This window comes from Vreelandella piezotolerans (genome assembly GCF_012427705.1).
In the GTDB taxonomy this organism is placed as follows: Bacteria; Pseudomonadota; Gammaproteobacteria; order Pseudomonadales; family Halomonadaceae; genus Vreelandella; species Vreelandella piezotolerans.
This window is the reverse complement of record NZ_CP048602.1, coordinates 3,086,376-3,112,379: the sequence shown is the minus strand read 5'-3', so window position 1 is coordinate 3,112,379 and position 26,004 is coordinate 3,086,376. Positions and strand designations below refer to the sequence as shown.

The following is a 26,004-nucleotide window of genomic DNA, read 5'->3' as shown; positions in this document are numbered from 1 at the left end:
AGGATTCGACCCGCGTGAGCGAGACGCCCAGCGCAGCGCCAGAGCAAGACCAAGACGTGGCGGAAGCTACTGCCGAGCCGGTGGTGGAGGCGCTTGGGCGCCTGTTTGATGAGCCCATTACGCAGTTGCCGGAGGATCTCTATATTCCTCCTGAGGCGCTGCGGGTCTTTCTGGAAGCCTTCGAAGGGCCGCTGGACCTGCTGCTCTATTTAATCCGGCGCCAGAACCTGGATATTCTGACCATCAACGTGGCGACCATCACTCATCAGTACATCGAGTACGTAGAGTTGATGAAAGCCATGGAGATCGAGCTGGCGGGAGAGTACCTGCTGATGGCAGCCATGCTGGCGGAGATCAAATCGCGGACGCTGCTACCGCGCCCGCCTAAAGCGGAGGGCGAGGAAGGGGAGGACCCCCGTGCCGAGTTGATTCGCCGCTTACAGGAGTACGAGCGTCTGAAAGAGGCCGCCGAAGCACTGGATACCCTGCCACGCGTCGGCCGAGACTGGTTCAGCGTGCAGGCGGGGTTGCCGCCGCTGGAAACGCGGGTAATCCATCCCGATGTCGAGCTGGACGAGCTGCTAGAGGCGCTGTCCGATATTCTCAAACGCGCCGAGCTGGCTCAGGCCCACCAGATCAGCCGGGAAGTGCTCTCCACCCGCGAGCGAATGCTGAAAATCATGGAACAGCTCAGCCAGGATGGAGAGAGCGGCCGTTATACGCCTTTCGAGGCGCTATTTACTTTAGATGAGGGGCGGGCCGGGGTGGTCGTCACCTTCATGGCGCTTCTGGAGCTCGCCAAAGAGGCCATGATTGAGATCGTTCAAAACGCACCGCTGTCGCCCATTCACGTGCGCGCCCGCCAAGCGGCGCTGGCCGATGAGGAAGAGGGTGCTTTCGAGCGTTTGGAAGAGGAGCAGGGCGATGCCGCCTCGGCATTCGAAGAGTCTGCGTTTGAACCTGACGAGGAGTCGCGGTGAGAGACACCACGTTAGATGACATCATTGAAGCGGCGCTGCTAGCGGCGGGGGAGCCGCTGCCGGTCGAGCGCCTGGAAACGCTCTTTTTAGAAGAGGAGTGCCCCAGCCGAAAAGCGCTGAGGGAAGCGCTGTCGCGGCTGGCGCTGCGCCACGAGAATGGCGCGCTGGAACTGGTCGAGACTGCCTCGGGCTTTCAGCTACGTATTCGTCCACGCTTGGCTCACTGGGTCTCGCGGCTGTGGGACGAGCGGCCCCAGCGCTATTCGCGAGCGTTGCTGGAAACCCTTGCGCTGATCGCTTACCGCCAGCCGGTGACTCGGGGCGATATCGAAGACGTGCGGGGCGTGAGTGTCAGCAGCTCGATCATTCGTACATTGATGGAGCGCGGCTGGATACGTGTGGTAGGCCACCGGGACGTGCCGGGTCGCCCCGCAGTCTATGCCACCACGCGCAGTTTTCTGGATGACTTCGGTTTGAAAACCCTGGATGCGCTGCCGCCCATGCATACGCTGGTCAACGGCGACGATCACGAAGAGCGCGCCGTCGAAGAGGCGTCGGGTGAACAAAACCCGCCCCCACCACTGGACGAAACGACGGAAAGCGTGCAGGATGCGCCACCCCAGCAAGATGAGAACACGTCGGCAGCGAGTGCCGACCACCACGCCGAGACGGCGTTAACCCAGCCGCTTAGTTTTGCCGATTTAGAGGCACGGCTAGCGGCACGTGCAAAGCGTCAACACGAAGACGCTAGCACGCAGACCAACGATGTGAGGTCAGACGACCATGAGTCAGAGTAACAACACCACGCCCCCCACCAGCGAAAAGCTGCAGAAAGTCCTCGCCCGTGCGGGCCTTGGCTCCCGTCGTGAAATGGAAACCGCCATTGCCGACGGCCGAGTGAAGGTAAATAGCCAGGTCGCCAAACTGGGTGACCGGGTGGAGGCCCGGGACAAGGTCAGTTTCGATGATCGCCCTGTGACGCTGCGCCCGGAAGAGGACGTGCCGCGCCGGGTGATCATGTACAACAAACCGGAAGGTGAGCTGTGCACTCGTAAAGACCCGGAAGGCCGCCGCACGGTCTTCGAGCGCCTACCGCGCCTGAAAGGCGAGCGCTGGATTGCGATTGGCCGCTTGGACATCAACACCAGCGGCTTGTTGCTGTTCACCACCGACGGTGAGTTGGCCAACCGCTTGATGCACCCGTCTACTCAGGTGGAGCGTGAGTACGCCGTGCGGGTCATGGGCGACGTCAAGCGTGAGCATATCGTCGCCATGGTCGACGGCGTCATGCTGGAAGATGGCCCGGCGCGCTTCACCGACGTGCAGGAGTTCGGTGGGGAAGGCATCAATACTTGGTTCCACGTGGTGATCTTGGAAGGGCGTAACCGCGAGGTGCGCCGTTTGTGGGAGTCCCAGGGGCTCACCGTTAGCCGCTTGAAGCGCGTTCGCTACGGCAACATCTTCCTCGATAAGCGGGCGAAAGCCGGTGAGTGGGTCGAACTCTCTCAAGACGAGGTGGACGACTTGGCGACGCTTGCCAACCTGGAAACCCGTAAAGTGCCTGAGCTGACGCCAGATGAGAAGAATCGCTGGAGCCGCGACAAGCACAAGCGCCGTCCGGTGCAGGCGATGCGTAAGCCAAAGCCCAAACGCGGCTAAGTAAGTGAGCTCTGCGGCGTTGGCGCTGACAACGCCGCAGGGAGCGGAATATAGACGAAAGATAAAAAAGGGCTTGCTATTCAAAAGCCATATCCGTACTATATGCATCCGTTCGGACGGGTCGTTAGCTCAGTTGGTAGAGCAGTTGACTTTTAATCAATTGGTCGTAGGTTCGAATCCTACACGACCCACCATACGAACCAAACAATTGCATCAAACCGTCTTCGATTTAATGCGTTGTTTTTAATGCCAGTCGATGCGTCCTTCATGGATACTGGCGATAGTCCTGACGCAGCAAATTTGGGTCGTTAGCTCAGTTGGTAGAGCAGTTGACTTTTAATCAATTGGTCGTAGGTTCGAATCCTACACGACCCACCAAATTCCGACGCCCTTGGTAGCTTGCTGCCAGGGGCGTTTTGCTATGTGCATCGTGGTGCATGGCGAAGTGACGTTGTGCTTGCAGCAACGAAGGGTTGTCCACCACAATGTCATAACAACGACGTTATTGTCCTGACTCTCAGCAGTCAGGTTGGCAGCGTGCCACCGCGAGAGACGCAGCGGCCGCTGCCCTGAGTGCGGCGCATGCGGAGTGCATACGCCGTGACTGGTGTTTAACAGGGGGATTCCCTGTTCGTCACAGTGGTAGACACGATGACTATGATGACCTCTCAAGCGGCGCTAGACGCGCCGCTGCCAAGCCCGTACTGCCCTACCCGAATTCCAGCGGAAGACGAAGCGCGAGTCGCTGAGATCAAGCAGTTACTCAAGGCGAACAACGCCGTGCTCGTGGCGCATTACTATACCGACGACGCCATTCAGCAGTTGGCCGAAGAGACCGGTGGCTGCGTAGCTGATTCCCTTGAAATGGCCCGCTTTGGCGCTCGTCACGATGCCACCACGCTGGTGGTCGCCGGGGTGCGCTTCATGGGCGAAACGGCCAAGATCCTTTCCCCCGAAAAACGGGTGCTGATGCCGACGCTGGAAGCGACATGCTCCCTGGATGTCGGTTGCCCCATCGAAGATTTCAGCGCGTTTTGCGATGCTCATCCTGACCGCACGGTGGTGGTGTATGCCAACACCTCGGCGGCGGTGAAGGCGCGTGCCGATTGGGTCGTGACCTCGTCGATTGCCGTCGACGTCATCGAGCATTTGCAGGCAAAGGGCGAGAAGATTCTCTGGGCGCCGGACAAGCACCTGGGAAGCTACATTCAGAAGAAAACCGGTGCCGACATGCTGATGTGGGACGGCGCCTGCATCGTGCACGAGGAGTTCAAGGCGAAAGGTATCGAGGATCTAAAGCGCCTCTACCCAGATGCTGCCGTGCTCGTGCATCCGGAATCGCCGGAGGCCGTCGTCAAGCTGGCCGATGTGGCGGGTTCCACCTCGCAACTGATCAAGGCGGCGAAAACCCTGCCCAACGAGCAACTGATAGTAGCGACCGATCGCGGCATTTTCTTCAAAATGCAGCAGGCGGTGCCTGACAAAACGCTCTTTGAAGCGCCCACTGCTGGTAACGGCGCGACCTGCCGCAGCTGTGCCCACTGTCCGTGGATGGCGATGAACGCGCTGGATAATTTGGCAGACGCGCTGCGTGAAGGCAGCGGCGAAATTTTCGTCGACGACGGACTACGTCAGCAGGCCCTCAAACCCCTCGAGCGTATGCTGAATTTCAACGCTTAAACCACCGCACGACCTCACTATCGTCAGCCAAACGCCCGAACGCTATACTCGGGCGTTTGGCATGTCTTGATAGGTATTAAAACTTCTCCAGCGCCTCCCGATACTCAAGAAACGCTTCTCGGCGCTGCTCAATGCGCGCGAGCGCTTGGGCGTCGTTCTCCTGCTGGGCAGCGTCTTTGGCAATACCCAGCTGGCGGATGGCGCGGTCTATGCGACCGGTGAGCTGGAGGTGTTCGGCGCGCGCCAAGTGCCCCCAACCGTTAAAGCCGCTGCGCCCAGCAGCCTCCGCAAGCAGGTTGAAGCCCTGCGGATTCTCCGGGTGCTGCGTAGTGATCTCCCGGAGCAAATCGTAGGCGGCGTTAGGATCACGCTGTAACTGCGCTTCCGCCAGGGTGAGTTGAGCAGGTAGATAGTGGGGCATCAGCCGCAGCAGCCGCTGGCTGCGGTCGATGGCGTCGTCGTAGCGCTGTGCTTCCAGGGCTACCTGCGCCGCCGTGGCGGGCAGCATGCCGTAATCAGGCAGTTCGTTGGCTAGCTGGTCGAGGGTTTGCAGCGCGCGGTCGGTTTGGCCGTTTTGCGCTGCGATCAGCGCGTCGATGTAGCGTAGTGCAGGCGCCTCGGCACCTTCTTGTGCCAGCCGCGAGGCCGCCTGCTGGGGGGTATTGCGATAAATGCTCAGCAGCGCTCGTGCTCGCATCATGTCGTACAGCGTATCGCTGGTGTAACGACTGGCGACGCTAAGTTGAGAGGCCCGCGCTTGGGCGTCGCTCAGGCGGCTGTCCGAGACCGGGTGAGTCAGCAAGAACTCAGGCGGTGTACCACCTTGAAGGCGTGACAGCCGCTGCATGGTATCGAACATGCGCACCATGGCCTCTGGATCGTAACCGGCGTCGGCCATGGCCTGCAGGCCGATACGGTCGGCCTCCTGCTCGAAGCGCCTTGAGTAGGCAAGCTGGTCTTGAATCAGCGCCGCTTGAGATCCCATGGCGGTGGCAATGCCCGCATCGCCGCCGCCGCTGGCGGCAATCAGCATCCCAGCGAGCATGGCCGCCATGGCGGGCAGTTGGGTTTGCTCCGCGCGGGCGCTACCGCGGGCGTAGTGTCGTTGGGAAAGGTGGCCAAGCTCATGGGCAATCACCGAAACGAACGACCCTTCATCCTCGGCGAAGGCAAACAGGCCAGAGTTGATGCCGACGACTCCGCCGGGAACGGCAAAGGCATTGAGCGATCGGTTATCGACCATCACCGTGGTGGTTTGCAGGCTGCCCAACTGACTGTAGGGGGCCAAGCGTGCGACTAGGCTTTCCAGGTAATCACTGACGATGGGGTCCTGCCATTGCGGTGCCTGAGCGCGAAACTGGCGTAGCCACGCGCGACCTAAACGAAACTCTTCGTTGCTCGCGGAGGCCGATGCGCCCCCTAGCGTGGGCAGCCGATAGTCATCATACCCGTGGCTGGGCAAGCTCGCGCACAGGGTGCCAAGCGACAGGGCTAGCGCACAGGCCCAGCGGGCATTGGTGGGTCTAAAATGCAGCATGACGTCCCCATTCGTTCAAGTAGTGGGCGCGGCGAACAGCGGTGTGACATTGATTCGGGCCAGGAAGTGCCGTTAAATCATCGTCACGATGGGCATCGCAAAAAAACAGTTTATGCAACAATGCGACGCTTATGTAGCCATCGAACGATCGAGCACCATAAAAGCTGCCTTTGGGGAGAAGTATGTCTGAGCAAATAGCGTCTGGGTTGGCCGAAGGGGTTCAGCCTGACCAATTATTGGACGCCACTGGATTGCACTGCCCGCTACCGCTGCTGAAAGCCAAGCAGGCACTGGCTGGCTTGGCTCCCGGTCAGCTGCTGGAAGTAAGCGCCACCGACGCCGGGTCTTGGCGCGATATGGCGGCCTTTACCGAGCTAAGCGAGCATGTCATGGAAGCGCGGACGCAGCGCGGCGATGTGTATGTGTTTTGGATTCGTAAAGCAGGGAACGCTCGCTCATGACCATGCGCAGCATTCTGAAAAGCTGGGTCGAGCGCTATTTTTCAGACGAAGAGGCGTTGATTCTGCTGCTCGTTTTGGTGGGCGGTTTTGCCGCGATCATCTGGTTCGGGCGTATGCTCGCGCCTTTTTTCACCGCTCTGGTGTTGGCGTTTCTGCTGCAAGGCGTGGTCAGCGCCCTGACGAGGCGGCGAGTGCCGCACTTGCTGGCCGTCATTTTGGTGTTTGTGGCGTTCGTTAGCGTCCTGCTGGCGCTTGCCTTCATTTTGATGCCGCTGATTTGGAATCAGCTGGTGGGACTCGTCCAAGAGACACCGCGGATGTTTGCTAGTGGTCAAGGGTGGCTGGATCAGTTGCAGGAGCGCTTTCCCAATATCGTAACGCCCGATCAGATACAGAGCTGGATCGGCGTGGCCGGGCGGGAGATCAGTCAGCTTGGCCAGCGTGCCCTAACGCTTTCATTGACGTCGCTGGGCAACATCATGTCACTGATCATTTATTTGGTGTTAGTCCCCATTTTGGTCTTTTTCATGTTGAAAGATCGTGAGGCGCTGGTGGGTTTTACGCTCTCGCTGCTGCCGCAAAAGCGGACGCTGTTGACCCGCATTTGGCACGAAATGGATCGTCAGATCGCTAATTATATTCGTGGAAAATCCATCGAAATCGTCATCGTCGGTACGGTGGCGTACATCACCTTCGCCTTTTTCGGGCTGCCCTATACGGCGCTGCTGGCGGTGCTGGTCGGTTTTTCCGTCCTGGTGCCTTACATTGGTGCGGCGGTGGCCACGCTCCCCGTGGCAGCGGTGGCCGGGTTCCATTTTGGCATTAGCGAGCAGTTCGTGTACGTACTGGTGGCTTACGGGATATTGCAGGCGCTGGATGGTAACGTGCTGGCCCCTGTACTGTTCTCGGAGACCAACAACATTCACCCGGTCTCGATTATCGTCGCCGTACTGTTCTTTGGCGGTATTTGGGGGTTTTGGGGGGTGTTCTTCGCTATCCCGCTGGCCACGCTGCTCAAGGCGTTGGTATACGCCTGGCCACGGGGGCTCGAAAGCCGACAGGCAGTGCAGCCACCTCAGTTGGAGCAGGAGTCGCCCTAAGCGCGGTGCCCCCCGAGGGGCACCGCGTTGAGCGCCGTGATTACTGGTTGTGAAGCGCCTGCGCTGCGTTCAGCACGTCCTCTGCATGGCCGGGCACTTTGACGCCGCGCCACTCCTGGGCCAGTTTGCCGTCCTGGTCGATCAAGAAGGTGCTGCGCTCAATGCCCAAGTGCTCTTTGCCGTACATCTTCTTGAGTTTGATGACATCGAATAGCCGACAAACGGTTTCGTCTTTATCTGATATCAGCTCAAAATTGAAATCCTGTTTGGCTTTGAAATTCTCCTGGGCACGCAGTCCGTCGCGTGACACGCCAATGATCACGGTGTTGGCCGCATCGAAGGCGGCTTTGCGGTCGCGAAAGTCGCCGCCTTCGGTGGTGCAGCCTGGCGTGCTGGCTTTCGGATAAAAATACACCACCACTTGCTTACCGCGCAGTTCGGATAGCGTAATGGTGGTGTCGCCGGTGGCGGGGGCGGAAAAGTCGGGGACGGGCTGGCCAAGTTCAATGGTCATAAAGGCTCCTTTCAAGGGTGACTTTCATAGAGAATTACACGCAAGCGCCGCGCAACTGTCAAAGCGTTCGATAAACTCACAGCGCTTTACGCTGTACAGGCTCGAATCGCCTGAGTACCATTTGCTGTTTGTGGGCGGGGGTGACGGCGCTCCTTCAAGGCATCAACGCTGCGTCTTGTCGCAATGTACGTCATTGCATCCCACGTGGCAGCTTGATTTCAACTTTTTGCAGGTGAGGAAAATACGGATGATCACAGGCAGCATTGTCGCCCTGGCGACGCCGATGAAGGTCAATGGCGACATCGACTGGGAGGCGCTTCGTCGTCTGGTGAACTTCCACCTCGACAATGGTACCGATGCCATCGTCGCTGCGGGCACCACGGGTGAGCCCACCACCATGTCATTTGCCGAACACTTCGATGTGATCCGCAGCGTAGTGGAAGAGGTGAACGGTCGCATTCCGGTGATTGCCGGTACCGGGGCGAACGCCACCTCGGAAGCCGTCGAATTGGCGCGTTACGCCAGTGAAGTGGGTGCGGATTACTGCCTGTCGGTCTGCCCTTACTACAACAAGCCTACCCAGGAAGGCTTGTATCAGCACTTCAAGGCGGTGGCAGAAGGCAGCAAGCTGCCGGTGATTTTGTATAACGTACCGGGCCGCACCTGTTCCGACCTTTATAACGAGACCGTGGTGCGCTTGGCCGAGGTGAACAACATTATCGGCCTGAAAGACGCGACCGGGAACCTTGAGCGTGCTGAGGATCTAATCTCACGCCTGAAAGGTAGCGACTTCATGCTCTACTCCGGTGACGACGCCACGGCCTGTGATTTCATGCTGATGGGCGGCCACGGTGACATCTCCGTCACCGCGAACGTGGCCCCAAAAGCGATGCACGATCTTTGCGTGGCCGCTGTGGCCGGTGACGCTGACAAGGCGCACCAAATCAATACGCGCCTGATGCCGCTACATACCAATCTGGGCATCGAATCCAACCCCATTCCCGTCAAGTGGGCGTTGCACCGCATGGGCTATATGGACGCCGGTATTCGCCTGCCGCTGACCTGGCTGTCGGAGAAGTACCACGGCACGGTCAGCGAAGCGCTACAGCTGGCGGGCGTCGTAGAGGAGTAGTCCGGCGCTCGAAACCCTTTTGCTACCCGGTGAAGGCAGTGCCTGCCGGGTAACCGATCTGTTGACTGTTAAGGTGGCTTGATGAGCTCTGTGCTTGAACAACGTGCGCTTAAATGGATACCGCTGGCACTCGCAGCCGCTGTCACACTGGCAGGTTGCGCGCGCGATGGTTACTACCACGACCGCAACTTGGACTACACCGAAGCGGCTCCTGCGCCGCCTCTCGTGCTGCCTGACACCCGCGACACCCAGCGTTACCGCGACGCAATGCCGGTCCCCCAGGTGGCCATGCAGGGCACGCGGCTCGATGAGCCGGCCGAGATTCAGCCGCCGCAGTCACTGGCCATTGGCAGCGGATTGGAGCCCGACTACGTCGAGCGTCGCCAAGTCGGCGATCAAAGCTGGCTGGTCGTGGCGGCAGACCCTGGCAGCGTGTGGCCACAGCTGGAAGCCTTCGTGCGCAGCCGCCAGCTTCCCGTTCAAGACAGCAGTGCCAATCAAGGCGTCATCGTAACCCCACAAGCGACGCTAAGGCTGCAAAGCGCTCTGCGTGCCGGTAGCAGCGAAGTACGCTGCGACCAGAACGGCCAAAGCGTCGAGAGCTGTCTTGCTGCCCTAGAACAGTATTTGGGCGCACGCAGTGCCACTGCCAGCTCCTCTTCGTGGACTGCCCAGCGTTTGGCCAATGAGCAAACGCTTCAGCTACGTCAGCAAGGTGAGGAGTGGGAAGTCGTCATTCCGCAGCCCATCGACCGTGTATGGGCCGAGCTGAACCACTATTTGTCGCTCGATTTCACCCAAGAGGGTCAGCGCGACCTGCTCGCGACCTCCGCTGATGACTACGAGTTCTTGGTGGAGTACATGACCGAAACCGAGCGTGGACGTAACCCGTTGCAGATCGTCTTTAGCCCAGACGTACGCCGGATGTCCCAGCAGATTCGTTTGGCGCTCGAGCCCAACGGCGACCAAACCGTACTGCGTGCCATCAACGCCAGCGAGCGTAATTTTAGTGCTGATGATCAGCGCGAGTTGCTTGAGCGTGTCTCCGGCTACTTACGTTAACCTTTTGATTCTCACTTTCTCACGGAGCCTCCATGGAAAAGCGCCAAGAACTCTATGCCGGCAAGGCAAAATCCGTCTACACCACTGACGATCCTGACCTTCTGGTACTGCACTTTCGTGATGACACCAGCGCTTTCGATGGTAAGAAGAAAGAGGCGCTCGCCCGCAAGGGGATGGTGAACAACATCTTCAACGCCTTCATCATGGAGCGCTTGGAAGAGGGGGGTATCCCCACGCATTTCGAGAAACAGCTTTCCGATAACGAGAGCTTGGTCAAGAGAATGCAGATGATTCCGGTCGAGTGCGTGGTGCGCAACATTGCAGCGGGCGGTTTGGTGAAGCGTTTGGGAGTGGAAGAGGGGATCGCCCTTAATCCGCCGACTTTCGAGTTGTTCTTGAAGAACGACGAGAAGGGCGATCCGATGATCAACGAGTCGCTGGCAGAAACGTTTGGATGGGCAACGCCCGAGCAGCTTGCCAAAATGAAGGCATTGACATTCAAAGTGAACCACATTCTCAAGCAGCTATTTGCCGAAGGCGACATGCTGCTGGTGGATTACAAATTGGAGTTCGGCGTATTCAACGGCGAGGTGGTACTGGGCGATGAGTTCTCACCGGACGGTTGCCGCCTGTGGGATGCCAACACCCGCGAGAAGCTGGATAAAGACCGCTTCCGTCAGGGCTTAGGTGGTGTGATCGAGGCCTACGAAGAGGTGGGTCGTCGTCTAGGCATTACCTTTCCCGCCTAGGACCGTTTCGTCAGTCAGCGGATCGATTGCCACCACCTTGAAGGTGGTGGCGTCGTTTCCAGAGGCGGCATTAGTCGCCTGAAATTTGACGTCCACATCCCGCAGCCGTACGCCGTATATGCGCTCGCTCTGGAGGTCTTTCTGGTAGGCAGGGCGGGGGTCTTGGCCCAATACTTGCTCGATCAGCGCATGGAGTGACGCCCCATCGGCACGAGCGGCAAGGCTTGCTTGGGCGGCCTGGCTAAAGTGCACGGGCAGCAGTGTCGGTGCATGGGGAGCAAACCCGCCCCGTGCTTCAGGCTTGGCTTCGGCCCACGGCAGATAGGGCTTGATGTCGACCACGGGCGTACCGCTAATCAAGTCACACCCGGCGAGGTGCAGGCTCACGCCTTGCCGAGTGTCGATGTGCGACAGCTCGATCAATGACAGCCCAAGTCGATTGGGACGGTGAGTGCTGCGGCTAGCAAAGACGCCGACTTTGCGGTTGCCGCCCAGCCTGGGTGGGCGCACCAAGGGCGTCCAGCGGGTCGGGCTGTGATGAAAGATAAACGTCACCCACAGGTGGCTAAACGCTTCCAAGCCTCGTACGGTGAGAGGATCATCGAACGGTGCAGTCAGTAGCAAACGCGCGTTGGCCGCTGGCGCGAGCCCAGGCTGGCGGGGGACGCCGAACTTATCCGGATAGTCGCTGACGATATGGCCAATGGGCGTCAGTGTAAACGACGCGCTGTCCGAGCGATCATGCATAGCACTGCCTTGTGGTTGACCGACACCGACGGGGTCGACGAGGTGGTACTTTCGTAACGTGGCAACGAGTATAAAATAGCTCGCTGGTGACCGACAGTCCGCTATCGTTACCAGCCGCTAAATCGCATTGAGGCGAAGCATGTTGAAAACGAACGAACGCGCACCCTCTGCTGCGCCGACGGCCCGTGTGACCTACCGCGCGGCGCTAGCCAAAGATGCCGCTGACCAGGCGGAAGTCTTCTATCATGCGGTCATGCAGGGGGCGGCCACTCACTACGGGTTGGATGAGCGCCGCGCCTGGGCCAACGCGCTACCTCGCGAGGCGAGCGCTTGGGCGGCGCGCCAAGCGCTCTATACCACGCTGGTGGCGGCTTGCGATGGCCGTTGTGTTGGTTTCCTGGAACTCAACATTAGCGCAGGTCGTATCGAAACGCTCTACGTCTGGCCATCGCTGGCGGGGCGAGGGATCGGTACCACGCTACTGATCCACGCCGAGCGCATTCTGCTTGAGAACGGCGTGTCTAGCATAGAGATCGAGGCGAGCCTGGTCCTCTATGAGCGCCTGCTGCGTCGAGGCTTCGACAACCTCGGCGAGCAGTGGGTCGAACGCAGTGGTGAAATGCTGCGTCGTTACCGATTAGTGAAGCGGCTCAGCGCAATAGAAACGTAGCGCGCTAAACGTTGAAGGTTTGGGTGATCCGCATCGACAGGTCGATGGAGGTGACGTCTTTAGTCAGTGCGCCGCTGGAGATGCAGTCGACCCCTGTGTCGGCAATCGCCCTTAGCGTGGCATCCTTTACGTTGCCAGAGGCTTCTAGGGTAGCTCGCCCGCCGTTGATTTCGACGGCCACGTGGAGATCCTCGATGGCGAAGTTGTCCAGCATGACGATATCCGCCCCGGCCGCTAGCGCTTGGTCGAGCTCCTCAAAGGTTTCGACTTCTACCTCTACGGGCAGGTCGCTGGCCACTTTGCGGGCTTGCGCTACGGCCGCCTGAATGCCACCGCAGGCGGCAATGTGGTTCTCCTTGATCAAGAAAGCGTCCCATAGGCCGATGCGGTGATTGTGGCCGCCTCCACAGGTGACCGCGTATTTTTGAGCCAGTCGCAGGCCGGGAAGGGTTTTCCGAGTATCCAACAAGCGTACGCCGGTGCCTTCGAGCAAGTCGACATAGCGTCGCGTCGCACTCGCGGTCGCCGACAGCGTTTGCAGCACGTTGAGCGCGGCGCGTTCGCCAGTGAGCAAGCTACGCGCCGGACCTTCTAATTCGAGAAAGCACTCGTCGGCCGCCAAACGGTCACCGTCGGCGGCTTGCCAACGCAGCGTGACGCGGGCATCCAATCGGCGAAAAATCTCGTCGACCCAGGCAACACCGCAGAGCACGGCGGGCTCCCGGGTCACCACCTTGGCGGTGGCCCACTGGTTCTCAGGAATCAGCTGAGCCGTGATATCGCCCGCTCCTACGTCTTCTGCTAGCAGGCGGGCGGCACAAGCGCGAATCTCTTCAGCAAGAGCAGTTTGATAATCCATAGCGGTGAGGTCTCTGGGCGTCGTCTTCGATGACGGGCATTATAGTGAAAGGGAACGCCAACGTAGAGGAGTGCGTGCGCGCATGAACCAAGAAAACCGGCCGGGGGAGTGGGCCAAGGCGCGGCAGCTGCCATCGCCTAACCAGGACGCACGCCCTCAAAACGAGGTCTCGCTGCTGCTTTTGCACGCCATTAGCCTGCCGCCTGGGCAGTTTTCAGGCGATGCCATCGAGGCGCTGTTCACCAATCGGCTCCATCCAGGCGAGCACCCTTTTTTTGCCGAGATCGCCCATTTGCGGGTGTCGGCACATCTTTTGATTCGCCGCGACGGCGCGTGCGTCCAGTTCGTCGATACCGACCGTCGCGCCTGGCACGCAGGACGCTCGTTGTGGTGGGACCCAGCGCTGAGCGAATGGCGATCCAGGCTCAATGATTTCTCGGTGGGCATCGAGCTCGAAGGCGATGACGTCACCCCGTTTACCCGGGCGCAGTATGCAGCGCTGGTGGAAGCGGTGGGGTGGCTGATGGCCCGCTACCCCAATGTGACGCCGCAGCGTATCACCAGCCACGCCAAGGTGGCGCCGCTGCGTAAGACCGACCCAGGGCCCGCTTTCGACTGGGCGTATTTTCGCCAACAGCTGACACTTGCTACCTTTTAATTAGAGTAAGCCCGTTGGTTAAAAAGCCATGTTAAGTGATTCTTGAGGCAGGTAATAAAACGGTAGTTTAACTACATTTTGGGGGTGTTAGTCGTAGCGACAAAGGTCTTATAAAGCGCTTATGTTGCAGTGCAATAGTTTGTTTTGGATAGCCTTTTACGTTTCACTGGAATTGGCAGCGTGGCGACTTTGCGGTATCTTCGCATATACAAAAGGCTAACCTTCACTCTATACGTGTAGCTTTACTACATCAAGGCGAGCGTAGCTCGTTGAATGTAGAACGAAAACCCCCGTACGATGCAAACGCGTCGTGCCATTGCATGGCCTGTGGTGGCCCAACACCGCAGCCGCCCCAGGCCCGAAGGGTTGGCGGGGCTCATTGTCATTTATCGTCATTCGGAGAGACCTCTATGAGTCTGGAGACAAGAGAAGATCTCGATCCGGTCGAAACCACGGAGTGGCTGGAATCCCTGGAATCGGTACTGGATCGTGAGGGCGAAGATCGTGCCCGCTACCTGATGACCCGCCTGGCGGATCGCCTGCGCCGGGACGGGATGAAGGTGCCCTTCTCGGTGACAACCCCCCACCGTAATACGATTCCGGTTCACCGCGAAGCGCCCATGCCTGGCGATCTGTTCATGGAGCGCCGTATTCGCTCTTTGATCCGTTACAACGCCATTGCACAGGTCATTCGTAACAACCGGGCCAACCCGGGCTTGGGTGGTCACATTGCAAGCTTCATGTCGTCTGCCACGCTATATGATGTGGGGTTCAACCACTTCTTCCGTGCCCCTAAAGGCGATTTCGAAGGCGACTTGATTTACATTCAGGGTCACGTAGCGCCGGGTATCTACGCGCGTTCGTTCCTGGAAGGTCGCCTGACCGAAGAGCAAATGGACAAGTTCCGTCGCGAAGTCGACGGCGACGGCCTCTCTTCTTACCCGCACCCGTGGCTAATGCCGGATTACTGGCAGTTCCCCACGGTGTCCATGGGTCTGGGCCCGATTCAGGCCATCTATCAAGCCCACGTGATGAAGTATCTGCATCACCGTGAGCTGAAAGACATGCACGACCGCAAGATCTGGTGCTTCATGGGCGACGGCGAGTGTGACGAGCCGGAATCCCTGGGCGCGATCTCGTTGGCGGGCCGTGAGAACCTCGATAACCTGATCTTCGTCATCAACTGTAACCTGCAGCGCTTGGACGGCCCGGTACGCGGTAACTCCCGCGTCATGGACGAGTTCGAAGGCGTCTTCCGCGGTGCCGGTTGGAACGTGATCAAGGTCGTTTGGGGGCGTCACTGGGATCCGCTATTCGAGAAGGATAAGAAAGGCATCCTTCAAAAACGCATGGACGAGGCGGTCGACGGCGAGTACCAGAACTACAAGGCGAACGGCGGTGCTTACACCCGTGAGCACTTCTTCGGTAAGTACCCGGAAACCGAAGAAATGGTCAAAGACCTCTCCGACGAAGATATCTGGAAGCTCAACCGTGGCGGTCACGACCCGTTCAAGGTCTACGCGGCCTATCACGAAGCGGTCAATACCTCCAATGGCAAGCCCACCGTCATCCTGGCGCACACCATCAAAGGGTACGGCATGGGCAGCGGCGATGGCGAAGCGGCCAACGAAGCGCACCAGGTCAAGAGCATGGAGTACGAAGCGCTGAAGAAATTCCGCGACCGTTTCGGTATTCCGCTCACCGACGAGCAGCTCAAGGACGTGCCGTATTACAAGCCGGAAGAGGACTCTCCCGAACTCAAGTACATGCACTTGCAGCGCGAGCGTCTTAACGGCTATCTGCCGAGTCGCCGCAGCACGTTCGAGCCGCTGGACATTCCGACCCTGGAAGACAAGACCTTTGCCTCGCAAATGGGCGGCTCCAAAGGGCGCGAAGTGTCTACCACCATGGCGTTCGTGCGTATTCTGAACGGCCTGGTGAAAGATAAGAAGCTGGGCAAACAGGTCGTGCCGATCATTCCGGACGAAGCGCGTACCTTCGGTATGGAAGGTATGTTCCGCCAGCTCGGTATCTACACCTCTGAAGGTCAGAAGTACGAGCCGGTCGATAAGGGCCAGATCATGTACTACCGCGAGGACCAGAAAGGTCAGGTTCTCGAAGAGGGGATTTCCGAAGCAGGCGCGATGTCGGCGTGGATTGCCGCTGCGACCTCCTACAGCAACAACAACGTCACGCTGCTGCCGTTCTACATCTACTACTCGATGTTCGGCTTCCAGCGTATCGGCGACTTGGCCTGGGCCGCAGGCGACTTGCAGGCGCGTGGCTTCATGGTCGGCGGTACCGCTGGGCGTACCACGCTCAACGGTGAAGGCCTGCAGCACCAGGATGGCCACAGCCTGATTCAGGCGTCCACCATCCCTAACTGCCGCAGCTACGACCCGACCTACGGTCATGAGGTGGCGGTCATCGTTCAGGATGGTTTGAAGCGCATGTTCACCGATCAGGAGAACTGCTTCTACTACCTGACCGTGATGAACGAGAACTACGAGCACCCCGAACTCGAGGACGTACCGGCCGACGATATCGTCAAGGGCATGTACCTGCTCAAAGAGACGAAGGGTGACAAAGGTCGCGTTCAGCTGATGGGCTCGGGCACCATTTTGCGCGAAGTGGAAGCCGCCGCCGAACTGCTGGCCAACGACTGGGGCATCGGTGCCGACATCTGGAGCGTGACCAGCTTCAACGAATTGCGTCGTGAAGCGCTGCTGTTGGAGCGTGAAGCGTTCCTCAACCCGGATGCCGAGGCCAACAAGCCCCACGTTACCAAGTGCCTGGAAGGTCGTGATGGTCCGGTGATTGCGTCTACCGACTACATGAAGCTCTACGCGGATCAAGTACGTGCTTGGGTGCCCAGTGATTACACCGTGTTGGGTACCGACGGCTTTGGTCGTTCCGATACCCGCGAGAAGCTGCGCTACTTCTTCGAAGTAGACCGCTACTTCGTCACCGTTGCTGCGCTGCGTGCGCTGGCCGACCGTGGTGAGCTTGATCGCAAGCAGGTTGGCGAAGCGCTGAAGAAGTATGGCATCGATGCCAACAAGCCGAACCCGCTGACCAGCTAAACCGCTGCCCGGCGGACAGATGTCCGCCGGCTCGATCCGATTTGGAAGGAGCGCGACCTTGAGTAGCGAAATCATCAAAGTTCCCGACATCGGTGGGGATACCGATGTCGAAATCATCGAGATTGCGGTGTCAGAAGGCGACGTCATCGAAGCGGAAGACACCCTGATCACTCTGGAATCCGACAAAGCCAGCATGGACGTACCGGCCCCGAAAGGCGGCAAGGTGATCAAAGTGTTGGTCAAAGAGGGCGATAAAGTCTCGGAAGGCGACGATATCGTCGAGCTGGAAGTGGAAGGTGGCGGTGAGAGCGATGCCGAGCCAGAAGCGGAAGCCGACGAAGCGTCGTCGTCAGACGAAGCGCCCGCCAAACAGCAAGAAGACGCCGCTCCGGCGCCGAAGAAAGCCAGCGGTGGCAAGCAGACCGTCGACATCAAGGTGCCTGACCTTGGCGGCTCCGATAACGTCGAAATCATCGAAGTCGCCGTGAGCGAAGGCGATGACGTCAACGCCGAAGACCCGCTGATCACCCTGGAGTCTGACAAGGCCTCCATGGACGTGCCTAGCCCGCACAGCGGTAAGATCGTGTCGCTGACGGTGAAAGAGGGCGATACCGTTTCCGAAGGTGACGTGATTGGCCAGATGGAGATCGCGGGCGAAGGTGACGATACCGACGACGCGGACGCGCCTGAGCAGGCTGACGAGTCTGCCTCCGCTAACCAATCTGCCAACGCCGAAGACGATGCGGCTGACGACGATAGCGGCAGCGGCGAGCCCGAACGCAAAGAGATTCGCGTGCCGGATCTGTCGGGCTCTTCCGACGTGCCGATCATCGAGATTGGTGTTGCCGCCGGTGACGAGGTCGACGTCGAAGATCCGCTGATCACCCTGGAGTCCGATAAAGCCTCCATGGACGTGCCGAGCCCCTTCAAGGGCAAGATTCTGGAGCTCACCGTCAAAGAGGGTGACACCGTTTCTGAAGGCGACGTGATCGGCTATATGGAAGTCGCGGGTGCCAAGAAAGCCGCACCCAAAAAAGCGGCTCCTGAAAAGTCGGATAGCAAGCCGCAGCGCGCGCCCAGCGCCAAGCAGGCGTCTCCGGCGGGTTCCCCCAGTCCCGAAGCGCAAATGGCGTCTCACAAGCCTCGCGACGGCAAGCTGGTGCATGCAGGCCCCGCCGTGCGTATGCTGGCCCGTGAGCTAGGCGTCGATCTGGGCCTCGTGAAGCCCAGCGGCCCGAAAGACCGCGTGCTGAAAGAGGACGTGCAGGCCTACGTCAAACAGGCGATGGCCAATCAGGGTAAAGCCCAGGCCGCCGCTCCTGCGGCCAGCGGTGGAGCAGGCATTCCCGCCGTGCCGGACGTCGACTTCAGCCAGTTTGGTGAAGTGGAAGAGAAGCCGATGGGTCGCCTGCTCAAGATGGGCGCGACGAACCTGCATCGTAGCTGGCTCAACGTGCCCCACGTGACCCAGTTCGACGAAGCCGACATCACCGAGCTCGAGGACTTCCGCAAGGCCATGAAGGCCGAGGCCGAAGCCCAGGGGGCCAAGCTCACGCCGCTGCCCTTCCTGGTCAAGGCGTGTGCCTTTGCACTGCGTAAGTTCCCGCAGTTCAACGTCAGCTTGAAAGGCGACGGCGATACGCTGGTGTGGAAGAAGTACGTCCATATCGGCATCGCGGTGGATACACCGGACGGCCTGATGGTGCCCGTGCTGCGAGACGCCGATAAGAAATCCTTGATCGAGATTGCCAAGGAGATGGCGGAGCTAGGCAAGAAAGCGCAGAGCAAGAAGCTCAAGCGGGAAGAGATGACCGGTGGCTGCTTCACCATTTCGAGCCTGGGCTCGATTGGCGGCACGGCCTTCACACCGATCGTCAACGCCCCCGAGGTCGCGATCTTGGGTGTGTCGAAAGCGCAGATGAAGCCGGTTTGGGATGGCAACGCCTTCCAAGCGCGCTTGATGATGCCGCTATCGCTCTCCTACGATCACCGCGCGATCAACGGGGCAGATGCAGCGCGCTTCACCGCCTTCCTGGCGGACGTGCTCACCGATATCCGTCGCTTACTGCTGTAAGCGGTCGACCGAGCAAGCCACAAGCGGCGCCCTGAGGGGCGCCGCTTGTGTTTATAGCTAGGCCACTTAAACGATAGTTTGATTAAAACAGGGTGACCAAAGTACTAACGCTGGCCACTTTGCTGTTTTTACTCAAAAAAACACAAAATAATCGTGCTCTCAGGCTTTTGGGGAGTTGTGTCGCCTGAACGGCACGGTTATTGTCGATTCATTGATTTCAACGATCACTATCATTCAAGACGATCATTCAAGGAGCAGTGCCATGCGTTTAATCCTGTTGGGTGCCCCCGGCGCGGGGAAGGGGACTCAAGCTCAATTCATCTGTGAGCAGTTCAAGATTCCCCAAATTTCCACCGGGGATATGCTGCGCACCGCCATCAAAGACGGCACCGAGCTGGGCCTGAAGGTCAAAGAGATTATGAACAGCGGGGGACTGGTGTCGGACGACATCATCATCGACCTGGTCAAGGAGCGCATCAGCCAGCCGGACTGTGAGAATGGGTTCTTGTTCGACGGCTTCCCGCGGACCATCCCCCAAGCAGACGCCATGAAAGAGGGCGGCGTCAAACTGGACCACGTGCTGGAAATCGCCGTGCCGGACGAAGAGATCGTCAGTCGCTTGGCGGGTCGCCGCGTGCATCCGGCCTCTGGTCGTGTGTATCACATCGAGCACAATCCGCCCAAAGAAGCGGGTAAAGACGACGTAACCGGCGAATCGCTGATCCAGCGTGAAGACGATCAGGAGTCCACGGTGCGTAATCGCCTGTCGGTCTACCACGACCAAACCGCTCCGCTGGTGGACTACTACCAGCAGTGGGCGAAAGAGGATCCGGCGACTGCACCGCAGTATCACCGCGTCGAAGGCGTAGGCAGTGTGGCAGACATCACCCGCCAGGTGAAAGAAGCGCTCAGCTAAGCGCGCCTCAGTGTTACGTGCCTCGATGGCCCGCAGGTTTCCTGCGGGCCATCGTCGTTTCAGGCGTGCGGCGGTATACTAGAGGCCTATTTTTACGGAGTGCAATACCGCTATGTCGTCGTTATACCTTCTGGCACTGGATGCCTCCTCCAGCGCCTGCTCTGCGGCACTACTCCGCCATACAGGCGGCCAACGTGACTGCCTGGCACGCTTCGAGATGACGCCACGCGCGCACACCAAGCGCTTGATGCCAATGGTGGATGAGCTGCTTGCCGATGCGGGCATTGCCCCACAAGCGTTGAATGCCGTCGCCTTTGGGCGCGGCCCCGGCTCGTTCACCGGCCTGCGCATTGCGGCCGGTGCCGCGCAAGGATTGGCGTTTGGCTTGGACTGCCCATTGCTCGGCGTGTCGACCCTGGAAGCGCTCGCGCTTCAGGCGCATCGGCGTTATCACTTTCGCCATGTGGTCACCGCGCTGGATGCGCGCATGGGCGAAGTGTATGCCGCTACCTGGCACTGCCTGAACGATACCCTAAGCTTACAGAGTGACGAGGTCGTCATCCCGCCCGGTGCATTCCGTTTGCCAGCCGGTGAAACCGATTGGGTGGGCGTGGGCTCGGGCTTTAATCTGTGGGACGAATTTGCCGTCGGCGTGCAGGCCAGCTTGTCGCAACATCTCACGGATCTAGAGCCACGCGCGGAGGAGATGGCGTGGCTGGCCGCGCGCGACTTGGACGCAGGTCTGGGCCAGGCGGCCCATGAGGTACAGCCGGTGTATCTGCGAAATGACGTGGCTTGGAAGAAACCGGCATGAGCCAGGCAGTACCGGAGGTTTTGCTACCACCTGGGCTGACGCTGGGTTACATGGAGGGTCGGCTTGCCCTGGCGGGAGACGAGCGCGAGTACGGCAAACCGCTCAGCGTCGACTTCGTCTCGGGCAAGGCCGCGCACCGTCGTCAGTTCGGTGGCGGCCGTGGACAGCTGGTGGCAAAGGCCTGCGGGCTAGCCAAAGGCGTGACGCCGAGCGTGGTCGATGCCACGGCGGGCCTGGGTCGCGACGCCTTCGTACTGGCCAGCCTCGGGGCGCCGGTACTGATGATCGAGCGGGTCGCGGCCATCGCCGCCTTGCTCAGCGACGGCCTAGCGCGTGCGGCGGCCGCAGAGGACACCGCCGCGATTGCCGCGCGCATGTACTTGCGTCATGGCGATGCCGCCGAGCGGTTGGCGAGGCTGGTGGCGGACGCCGAGTTTACGCCCCAAGTCGTCCACCTGGATCCCATGTTCCCCCATCGCGACAAGTCCGCGCTGGTGAAAAAAGAGATGCGCGTGTTTCGCGAGCTGGCCGGAGACGACGACGATGCTCCTCGCTTGTTGGAAGCCGCGCTCGACGTGGCGACCCACCGGGTGGTAGTGAAACGCCCCCGTAAAGCGCCGCCTATTGCAGGGCCCGCGCCGCAGCACACGTTGGAAGGCAAAACGAGCCGCTACGATCTATATGTCCATCGCTCCCTAAGTCGCTGAGCGTTGATGACACAGCGGAGCCAGAGAAGGAGTCTCTATGCAGCACGAGTGGCGAGAAGGGAACCGGGTGGTGTTGCTGCCGGAAGCGTCGCGCTTTTTACCGGCGATGTTCGACGCGGTGAGCCAAGCGCAGCACTACGTGCTGGTGGAACTCTACTTGATGGAGTCGGGGGAGCTTGCCACCCAAGTCATCGACGCGCTGGCGTCCGCCGCTAGGCGCGGCGTGCAGGTGTTTCTACTCCTGGACGGCTACGGTGCGATGGGGCTGGAGCGACGCGACCGTGAACGCTTGCAGAGCGCTGGCGTAGCCTTGCAGCTGTTCAACCCGATTGGCTTTCACTCGTTGGCCCGCAATCTGAGCCGTGATCACCGTAAGATAGTGGTGGTGGACGGCGAAATTGCCTTTACCGGCGGTTTTGGCGCGGTGGATGAGTTTTTGCAGGCGTGGTACGAAATCGCGCTACGCATCGACGGACCGACCGTTGCAGACTGGGAGGCACTGTTTCGCCGTTTGTGGCGTTCCCGGCTGACCCGCCAGGCCTCGGGGGACCCAGCGCCCCTTCCGCTCCCGCCTCAGCGCAGCGCGACGTCCCATGCCGATGGCGTGCGTGGGCGAGTAATGTCGGCCAGAGGCTATCGCTACCAAGCAATTCGCCACTCGCTGTATGCCCGGGTCAGTCGTGCGCGTCAGCGGCTGTGGCTATGCACGCCCTACTTCGTGCCCACGTTTGCGCTGCGCCGCCGCTTGATCCGCGCCGCTCGACAAGGCGTGGATGTACGTTTGCTGCTGCCCGGCGCCAAGCACGACCACCCCGGCGTGCGCTATGCGGGCCAGCGTTTTTATCAGGCACTGCTGAAAGCGGGCGTGCGCATTTTCGAGTTCCAGCCGACCTTCATACATGCCAAGTTCGTCCTGGCCGACGAGTGGGTTAGCCTAGGCTCTTGTAATTTCGATCACTGGAACCTGCACTGGAACCTAGAGGCCAACCAGGAGATAGACGATCCAGGATTCGCCAGCGACGTGCAGGCGCTTTTCGAACGTAATTTTGCTGCCAGCCAAGAGGTGGATGCTGCCGCCTGGGCCGCGCGCCCCTGGGGGCAGCGGGCCAAGGAGTGGGTGTATGGTGTCGTGGACGGTTTGGTGATGCGCCTGAAATAACGCGGCTACTGGCGCTTTTTGCCCTTCGCTTTGGCGGGCGTCTTTTTGCGCGGTTTGGGTTTGGGCGTTTCTGGTGGTACCCGGTAGTGCAGGTAGAGGTCAAGGACGAGCTCGGGCAGCTGGGCGACGAAGGATTCTTGGCTGGCCTGATCTTTGGCCATCTCGGCCATGTCGGGTTCGTCGTCGAAGAGCCCCGATAGCGACATGAACGGCAGCAGCAGCGTGGCGGCAGCCTCTTCATCATCCTGGAACCAAGCGCTCTCGTCGCTGAACACGCCTTCCATGAAGCCTGCACACCAGTCGCCAATCGGCGTCTCTTCTGCGGGCAGACCATCCAGCGTTAGTTCGAAGGGCAGTTCCGGTAGGCCCCCTTGCTCCAGGACCGCCATGGCGTTGTCGCGCAGCAGTGTCAGCAGTCGGACGATCTCATCGCGCTCGGTGGCATCGCGGTAGTTGGGTTCGCCTTGAAAAAGCTCCTCCAGCCACTGCTCGGTGGGCTGCTCGCTAGGCGCGACTGCCAGGGCGACCAGAAAGCCATGGGCCGAAATCAGGTCGAGGGCATCTTCGCCCACTTGTTCAGAGTCGAGAAAATCGTCCAGCCTGTCGAGCTGTTCGTCGTCAAGCAGCGGCTGAGGCGGGGCACTGTCGGGCGAGTTAGCGTCGGTCATGGTATTGCGCTCTGCCATGGGGAGCCTCGTTATCAACGTCATGTTTGAAAACCGCTGTCGATCCATCACAATCGATCAACGTCACTAATGGCTAGTTTATCACTAATGAAGACGTCTCCACTCCCCCCTTGGCCGCGCGATGAATTATTGGCGCTGTCCCATGAAGCGCTGCTTTGTGCCGCCCAAGAGCGGGTCGCGCAGGCCCTGGCACGCTGTCGTGAGGTAGATCCCGCGCTGCCCACGCCCAAGGTGTGGTTCGACCTGAAGGGCGCATCGGCAGGGCAGGCGCATCTTGGGCGGGGCGGGCTGCGCTTCAACCCGGTGCTGCTGGCCGATAATCGCGAGGCGTTTTTCGATGAGGTGATTCCTCATGAGATGGCCCACTGGCTGGTCTTTCATCTGGCCCAGGGGACTCGCTTTAAACCGCATGGCCGCGAGTGGCAGACGGTCATGCGGGATCTGTTTGGGCTCGCGCCTAGGGTCACCCACCGTTTCGATATTCAGCGCTCGCAACCGCGCCCTTTTCACTATGAGTGTGGCTGTCGGGTGCATCGCTTTACGTCGAGACGTCATGCCTTAGTCGCAAAGGGGCGTCGCTACCGCTGCCGTCATTGCGATCAGACCTTGGTCTATCGTGCTTTCGTTAGTCCGTAATTTTTATTTTAAGCTACTGTTTTTTAAATAAAAATTGTTAATACCAATGTCTAAAGGGAAGCCGATCGGGACAGGTTTATGCTAGGTAAATATTACGCGCGTCGGTGCAGCCAATAACAAAACCGACCACACTTACCAGAGAGTGCAACTTCACGGACAGAGGCAATTTCATGAGCGAGCATAACAACGTCTATCCAGTGCGCGATAGCATCGCAGCCAAGGCATGGGCCGATAAAGATAAATATGCGGCAATGTATCAGCAGTCCATGGACGACCCGGAAGGTTTCTGGGGCGAGCAGGCCAAACGCCTTGACTGGATCAAACCGCCCAGCAAGATCAAGAACACCTCCTTTGCCCGCGATAACGTTGATATTCGCTGGTTCGAAGATGGCGAGCTGAATGTCGCGGCGAATTGTCTGGATCGTCACTTGGAGAAGCGCGGTGACCAAACGGCGATCATTTGGGAAGGCGATAATCCCAATGAATCCAAGCACATTAGCTACCGTGAGCTCTACGAGCGAACGAACCAGCTAGCCAACGGCCTGAAATCGCTGGGTATAAAGAAAGGCGATACTGTCACGCTCTACATGCCGATGATTCCCGAAGCGGCCATGGCCATGCTGGCTTGTGCCCGTATCGGCGCGGTGCACTCGGTGGTGTTTGGCGGCTTCTCCCCCGACGCGGTGGCCCAGCGGGTCATCGGTGCGGACTCCAAGCTGGTCATCACTGCCGATGAGTCAGTGCGTGGTGGCAAGCATGTACCGCTCAAAGAGAACGTCGACTCCGCGCTCAAGCGTGACGGCACCGACGTATGCAAGAACGTCCTGGTGGTGAAGCGCACCGGCGGCGATATCGATTGGCAGGAAGGTCGCGATATCTGGTTCGACGAGCTGGTCGATAAGCAGTCAACCGAGTGCCCGGCCGAGGCGATGAACGCCGAAGATCCTCTGTTCATTCTCTACACCTCCGGTTCCACCGGCGCGCCAAAAGGCTTGAAGCACACCACCGGCGGTTACCTGACTTACGCGGCCATGACGCATCAGTACGTCTTCGATTACCAAGAGGGTGAAATCTACTGGTGTACGGCGGACGTGGGTTGGGTGACCGGCCATAGCTATATCGTTTACGGTCCGCTGGCAAACGGCGCCACGACGCTGATGTTCGAGGGCGTACCGAGCTATCCGACCCACGGCCGCATGGGCGAGATCGTCGACAAGCATCAGGTCAATATCCTTTATACGGCGCCCACCGCCGTGCGTGCGCTAATGGCTCACGGTGACGGCGTGATGGACTCTAGCAAACGCGATTCACTGCGACTGTTGGGCTCGGTAGGTGAGCCGATCAACCCCGAAGCCTGGGAGTGGTTCTACCGCGTCATCGGCAATGAGAAGTGTCCGATTGTCGATACCTGGTGGCAGACCGAAACCGGCGGCATCATGATTGCACCGCTGCCGGGGGCCACCGACCTGAAACCAGGCTCGGCGACCACGCCTTTCTTTGGCGTCAAACCTGCCCTGGTCGATAACGAAGGCCACCAACTCGAAGGAGCCACCGAGGGCAACCTGGTGATTCTGGACTCCTGGCCGGGGCAAGCGCGCTCTATCTGGGGCGATCATGAGCGCTTCGTTCAGACCTATTTCTCTACCTACGACGGCATGTACTTCACGGGCGACGGCTGCCGTCGTGATGAGGATGGCTACTACTGGATCACCGGCCGGGTGGACGACGTGCTGAACGTCTCCGGCCACCGCATGGGCACCGCCGAGATCGAGTCGTCGCTGGTGGCGCACTCTGCCGTGGCCGAAGCGGCGGTAGTGGGCTTCCCCCACGATATCAAAGGCCAGGGCATCTACATCTACGTGACCCTGAACGACGGTATCGATCCCACGGACGAGCTGAAGAAAGAGTTGACCCAGTGGGTACGCAAAGATATCGGGCCGATTGCATCACCCGACGTGATTCAATGGGCTCCGGGGCTACCGAAAACGCGCTCGGGTAAAATCATGCGGCGTATTTTGCGTAAAATTGCTGCCAACGAGTGCGATGGTCTGGGCGATACCAGTACCTTGGCGGATCCGTCGGTCGTCGACGATTTGATCGAGCATCGGGCCAATCAGTAAT

Annotated in this window: 24 protein-coding genes and 2 tRNA genes; 21 read left to right on the top strand and 5 right to left on the bottom strand. The window is 59.6% G+C overall.

Annotation, left to right across the window (positions count from 1 at the left end; genetic code table 11):
* Nucleotides 1–14: 14 nt before the first annotated feature.
* The 6 genes from GYM47_RS14280 (at nt 15) to nadA (ending at nt 4,319) form a co-directional block, all read left to right on the top strand.
* Complete coding sequence (locus tag GYM47_RS14280) at nt 15–980, top strand: segregation and condensation protein A (RefSeq protein WP_153842501.1); 966 nt, start codon at nt 15–17, stop codon at nt 978–980.
* Nucleotides 977–1,777: an SMC-Scp complex subunit ScpB gene (scpB, locus tag GYM47_RS14275; RefSeq protein WP_153842502.1), complete on the top strand. Its 801-nt coding sequence runs from the start codon at nt 977–979 to the stop codon at nt 1,775–1,777. The genes GYM47_RS14280 and scpB overlap by 4 nt, the downstream gene beginning before the upstream one ends.
* Nucleotides 1,764–2,639, top strand: coding sequence for a 23S rRNA pseudouridine(2605) synthase RluB (rluB, locus tag GYM47_RS14270; RefSeq protein WP_139526354.1), 876 nt, complete (start codon nt 1,764–1,766; stop codon nt 2,637–2,639). The genes scpB and rluB overlap by 14 nt, the downstream gene beginning before the upstream one ends.
* Before the next feature lie 118 nt (nt 2,640–2,757).
* Nucleotides 2,758–2,833, top strand: a tRNA-Lys gene (locus GYM47_RS14265).
* Nucleotides 2,834–2,941: 108 nt separating this feature from the next.
* Nucleotides 2,942–3,017: transfer RNA gene (locus GYM47_RS14260), tRNA-Lys, on the top strand.
* Between the two features lie 273 nt (nt 3,018–3,290).
* Nucleotides 3,291–4,319: a quinolinate synthase NadA gene (gene nadA / locus GYM47_RS14255; RefSeq protein ID WP_153842503.1), complete on the top strand. Its 1,029-nt coding sequence runs from the start codon at nt 3,291–3,293 to the stop codon at nt 4,317–4,319.
* Between the two features lie 76 nt (nt 4,320–4,395).
* Here the strand turns inward: nadA and GYM47_RS14250 are convergent, their stop codons facing one another.
* The gene (locus tag GYM47_RS14250; protein ID WP_153842504.1) at nt 4,396–5,856 is read right to left on the bottom strand and encodes a M48 family metalloprotease; all 1,461 of its coding nucleotides are present in this window, start codon (nt 5,854–5,856) and stop codon (nt 4,396–4,398) included.
* 182 nt (nt 5,857–6,038) lie between these two features.
* On the opposite strand from GYM47_RS14250, the gene GYM47_RS14245 reads away from it, so the two are divergent.
* Together GYM47_RS14245 and GYM47_RS14240 are read left to right on the top strand one after the other, a co-directional pair.
* Nucleotides 6,039–6,317, top strand: coding sequence for a sulfurtransferase TusA family protein (locus GYM47_RS14245; protein WP_139526357.1), 279 nt, complete (start codon nt 6,039–6,041; stop codon nt 6,315–6,317).
* Nucleotides 6,314–7,417 (top strand): AI-2E family transporter, encoded by a 1,104-nt coding sequence (locus GYM47_RS14240; protein ID WP_139526358.1) that lies wholly within the window; start codon nt 6,314–6,316, stop codon nt 7,415–7,417. Before GYM47_RS14245 ends, GYM47_RS14240 begins: the two co-directional genes overlap by 4 nt.
* 40 nt (nt 7,418–7,457) lie before the next feature.
* Here the strand turns inward: GYM47_RS14240 and GYM47_RS14235 are convergent, their stop codons facing one another.
* Nucleotides 7,458–7,931: a peroxiredoxin gene (locus tag GYM47_RS14235; protein ID WP_153842505.1), complete on the bottom strand. Its 474-nt coding sequence runs from the start codon at nt 7,929–7,931 to the stop codon at nt 7,458–7,460.
* A gap of 247 nt (nt 7,932–8,178) precedes the next feature.
* Between GYM47_RS14235 and dapA the strand changes: the two genes are divergently transcribed.
* The 3 genes from dapA to purC all read left to right on the top strand — a co-directional run bounded on the left by dapA (nt 8,179) and on the right by purC (nt 10,874).
* Nucleotides 8,179–9,063, top strand: coding sequence for a 4-hydroxy-tetrahydrodipicolinate synthase (gene dapA, locus GYM47_RS14230; RefSeq protein ID WP_139526360.1), 885 nt, complete (start codon nt 8,179–8,181; stop codon nt 9,061–9,063).
* An 81-nt stretch (nt 9,064–9,144) separates the two neighbouring features.
* Nucleotides 9,145–10,125, top strand: a complete 981-nt coding sequence (locus GYM47_RS14225) for an outer membrane protein assembly factor BamC (RefSeq protein WP_139526361.1) — start codon at nt 9,145–9,147, stop codon at nt 10,123–10,125.
* A 32-nt stretch (nt 10,126–10,157) separates the two neighbouring features.
* Complete coding sequence (gene purC, locus GYM47_RS14220; RefSeq protein ID WP_139526362.1) at nt 10,158–10,874, top strand: phosphoribosylaminoimidazolesuccinocarboxamide synthase; 717 nt, start codon at nt 10,158–10,160, stop codon at nt 10,872–10,874.
* Here the strand turns inward: purC and tsaA are convergent.
* A complete protein-coding gene (gene tsaA, locus GYM47_RS14215; protein WP_139526363.1) occupies nt 10,851–11,621 on the bottom strand; it encodes a tRNA (N6-threonylcarbamoyladenosine(37)-N6)-methyltransferase TrmO in 771 nt (256 codons plus the stop codon). The genes purC and tsaA overlap by 24 nt on opposite strands.
* Before the next feature lie 139 nt (nt 11,622–11,760).
* Between tsaA and GYM47_RS14210 the strand changes: the two genes are divergently transcribed.
* Nucleotides 11,761–12,291 (top strand): GNAT family N-acetyltransferase, encoded by a 531-nt coding sequence (locus GYM47_RS14210; protein WP_139526364.1) that lies wholly within the window; start codon nt 11,761–11,763, stop codon nt 12,289–12,291.
* A 4-nt stretch (nt 12,292–12,295) separates the two neighbouring features.
* Here the strand turns inward: GYM47_RS14210 and nadC are convergent, their stop codons facing one another.
* Nucleotides 12,296–13,150 (bottom strand): carboxylating nicotinate-nucleotide diphosphorylase, encoded by an 855-nt coding sequence (gene nadC, locus GYM47_RS14205; protein ID WP_139526365.1) that lies wholly within the window; start codon nt 13,148–13,150, stop codon nt 12,296–12,298.
* Between the two features lie 82 nt (nt 13,151–13,232).
* Between nadC and ampD the strand changes: the two genes are divergently transcribed.
* The 7 genes from ampD (at nt 13,233) to GYM47_RS14170 (ending at nt 22,561) form a co-directional block, all read left to right on the top strand.
* The gene (gene ampD, locus GYM47_RS14200) at nt 13,233–13,808 is read left to right on the top strand and encodes a 1,6-anhydro-N-acetylmuramyl-L-alanine amidase AmpD (protein ID WP_139526366.1); all 576 of its coding nucleotides are present in this window, start codon (nt 13,233–13,235) and stop codon (nt 13,806–13,808) included.
* A 410-nt stretch (nt 13,809–14,218) separates the two neighbouring features.
* On the top strand, nt 14,219–16,891 hold the full coding sequence (aceE, locus tag GYM47_RS14195; RefSeq protein ID WP_153842506.1) for a pyruvate dehydrogenase (acetyl-transferring), homodimeric type: 2,673 nt from the start codon (nt 14,219–14,221) through the stop codon (nt 16,889–16,891).
* A gap of 58 nt (nt 16,892–16,949) precedes the next feature.
* Entirely contained in the window at nt 16,950–18,965 is a 2,016-nt protein-coding gene (aceF, locus tag GYM47_RS14190; RefSeq protein WP_153842507.1) for a pyruvate dehydrogenase complex dihydrolipoyllysine-residue acetyltransferase, read from the top strand.
* Nucleotides 18,966–19,227: 262 nt separating this feature from the next.
* Nucleotides 19,228–19,881 (top strand): adenylate kinase, encoded by a 654-nt coding sequence (gene adk / locus GYM47_RS14185; protein ID WP_139526369.1) that lies wholly within the window; start codon nt 19,228–19,230, stop codon nt 19,879–19,881.
* Between the two features lie 112 nt (nt 19,882–19,993).
* The gene (tsaB, locus tag GYM47_RS14180; RefSeq protein ID WP_153842508.1) at nt 19,994–20,695 is read left to right on the top strand and encodes a tRNA (adenosine(37)-N6)-threonylcarbamoyltransferase complex dimerization subunit type 1 TsaB; all 702 of its coding nucleotides are present in this window, start codon (nt 19,994–19,996) and stop codon (nt 20,693–20,695) included.
* A complete protein-coding gene (locus GYM47_RS14175; protein ID WP_139526371.1) occupies nt 20,692–21,402 on the top strand; it encodes a class I SAM-dependent methyltransferase in 711 nt (236 codons plus the stop codon). Before tsaB ends, GYM47_RS14175 begins: the two co-directional genes overlap by 4 nt.
* 37 nt (nt 21,403–21,439) lie before the next feature.
* On the top strand, nt 21,440–22,561 hold the full coding sequence (locus GYM47_RS14170) for a phospholipase D-like domain-containing protein (RefSeq protein WP_153842509.1): 1,122 nt from the start codon (nt 21,440–21,442) through the stop codon (nt 22,559–22,561).
* Nucleotides 22,562–22,566: 5 nt separating this feature from the next.
* On the opposite strand, the gene GYM47_RS14165 is transcribed toward GYM47_RS14170, so the two are convergent.
* The gene (locus tag GYM47_RS14165) at nt 22,567–23,247 is read right to left on the bottom strand and encodes a YecA/YgfB family protein (protein WP_153842510.1); all 681 of its coding nucleotides are present in this window, start codon (nt 23,245–23,247) and stop codon (nt 22,567–22,569) included.
* A gap of 87 nt (nt 23,248–23,334) precedes the next feature.
* On the opposite strand from GYM47_RS14165, the gene GYM47_RS14160 reads away from it, so the two are divergent.
* Complete coding sequence (locus tag GYM47_RS14160; RefSeq protein ID WP_153842511.1) at nt 23,335–23,883, top strand: SprT family zinc-dependent metalloprotease; 549 nt, start codon at nt 23,335–23,337, stop codon at nt 23,881–23,883.
* 170 nt (nt 23,884–24,053) lie between these two features.
* Nucleotides 24,054–26,003, top strand: coding sequence for an acetate--CoA ligase (gene acs / locus GYM47_RS14155; protein ID WP_139526375.1), 1,950 nt, complete (start codon nt 24,054–24,056; stop codon nt 26,001–26,003).
* Nucleotide 26,004: the final 1 nt, after the last annotated feature.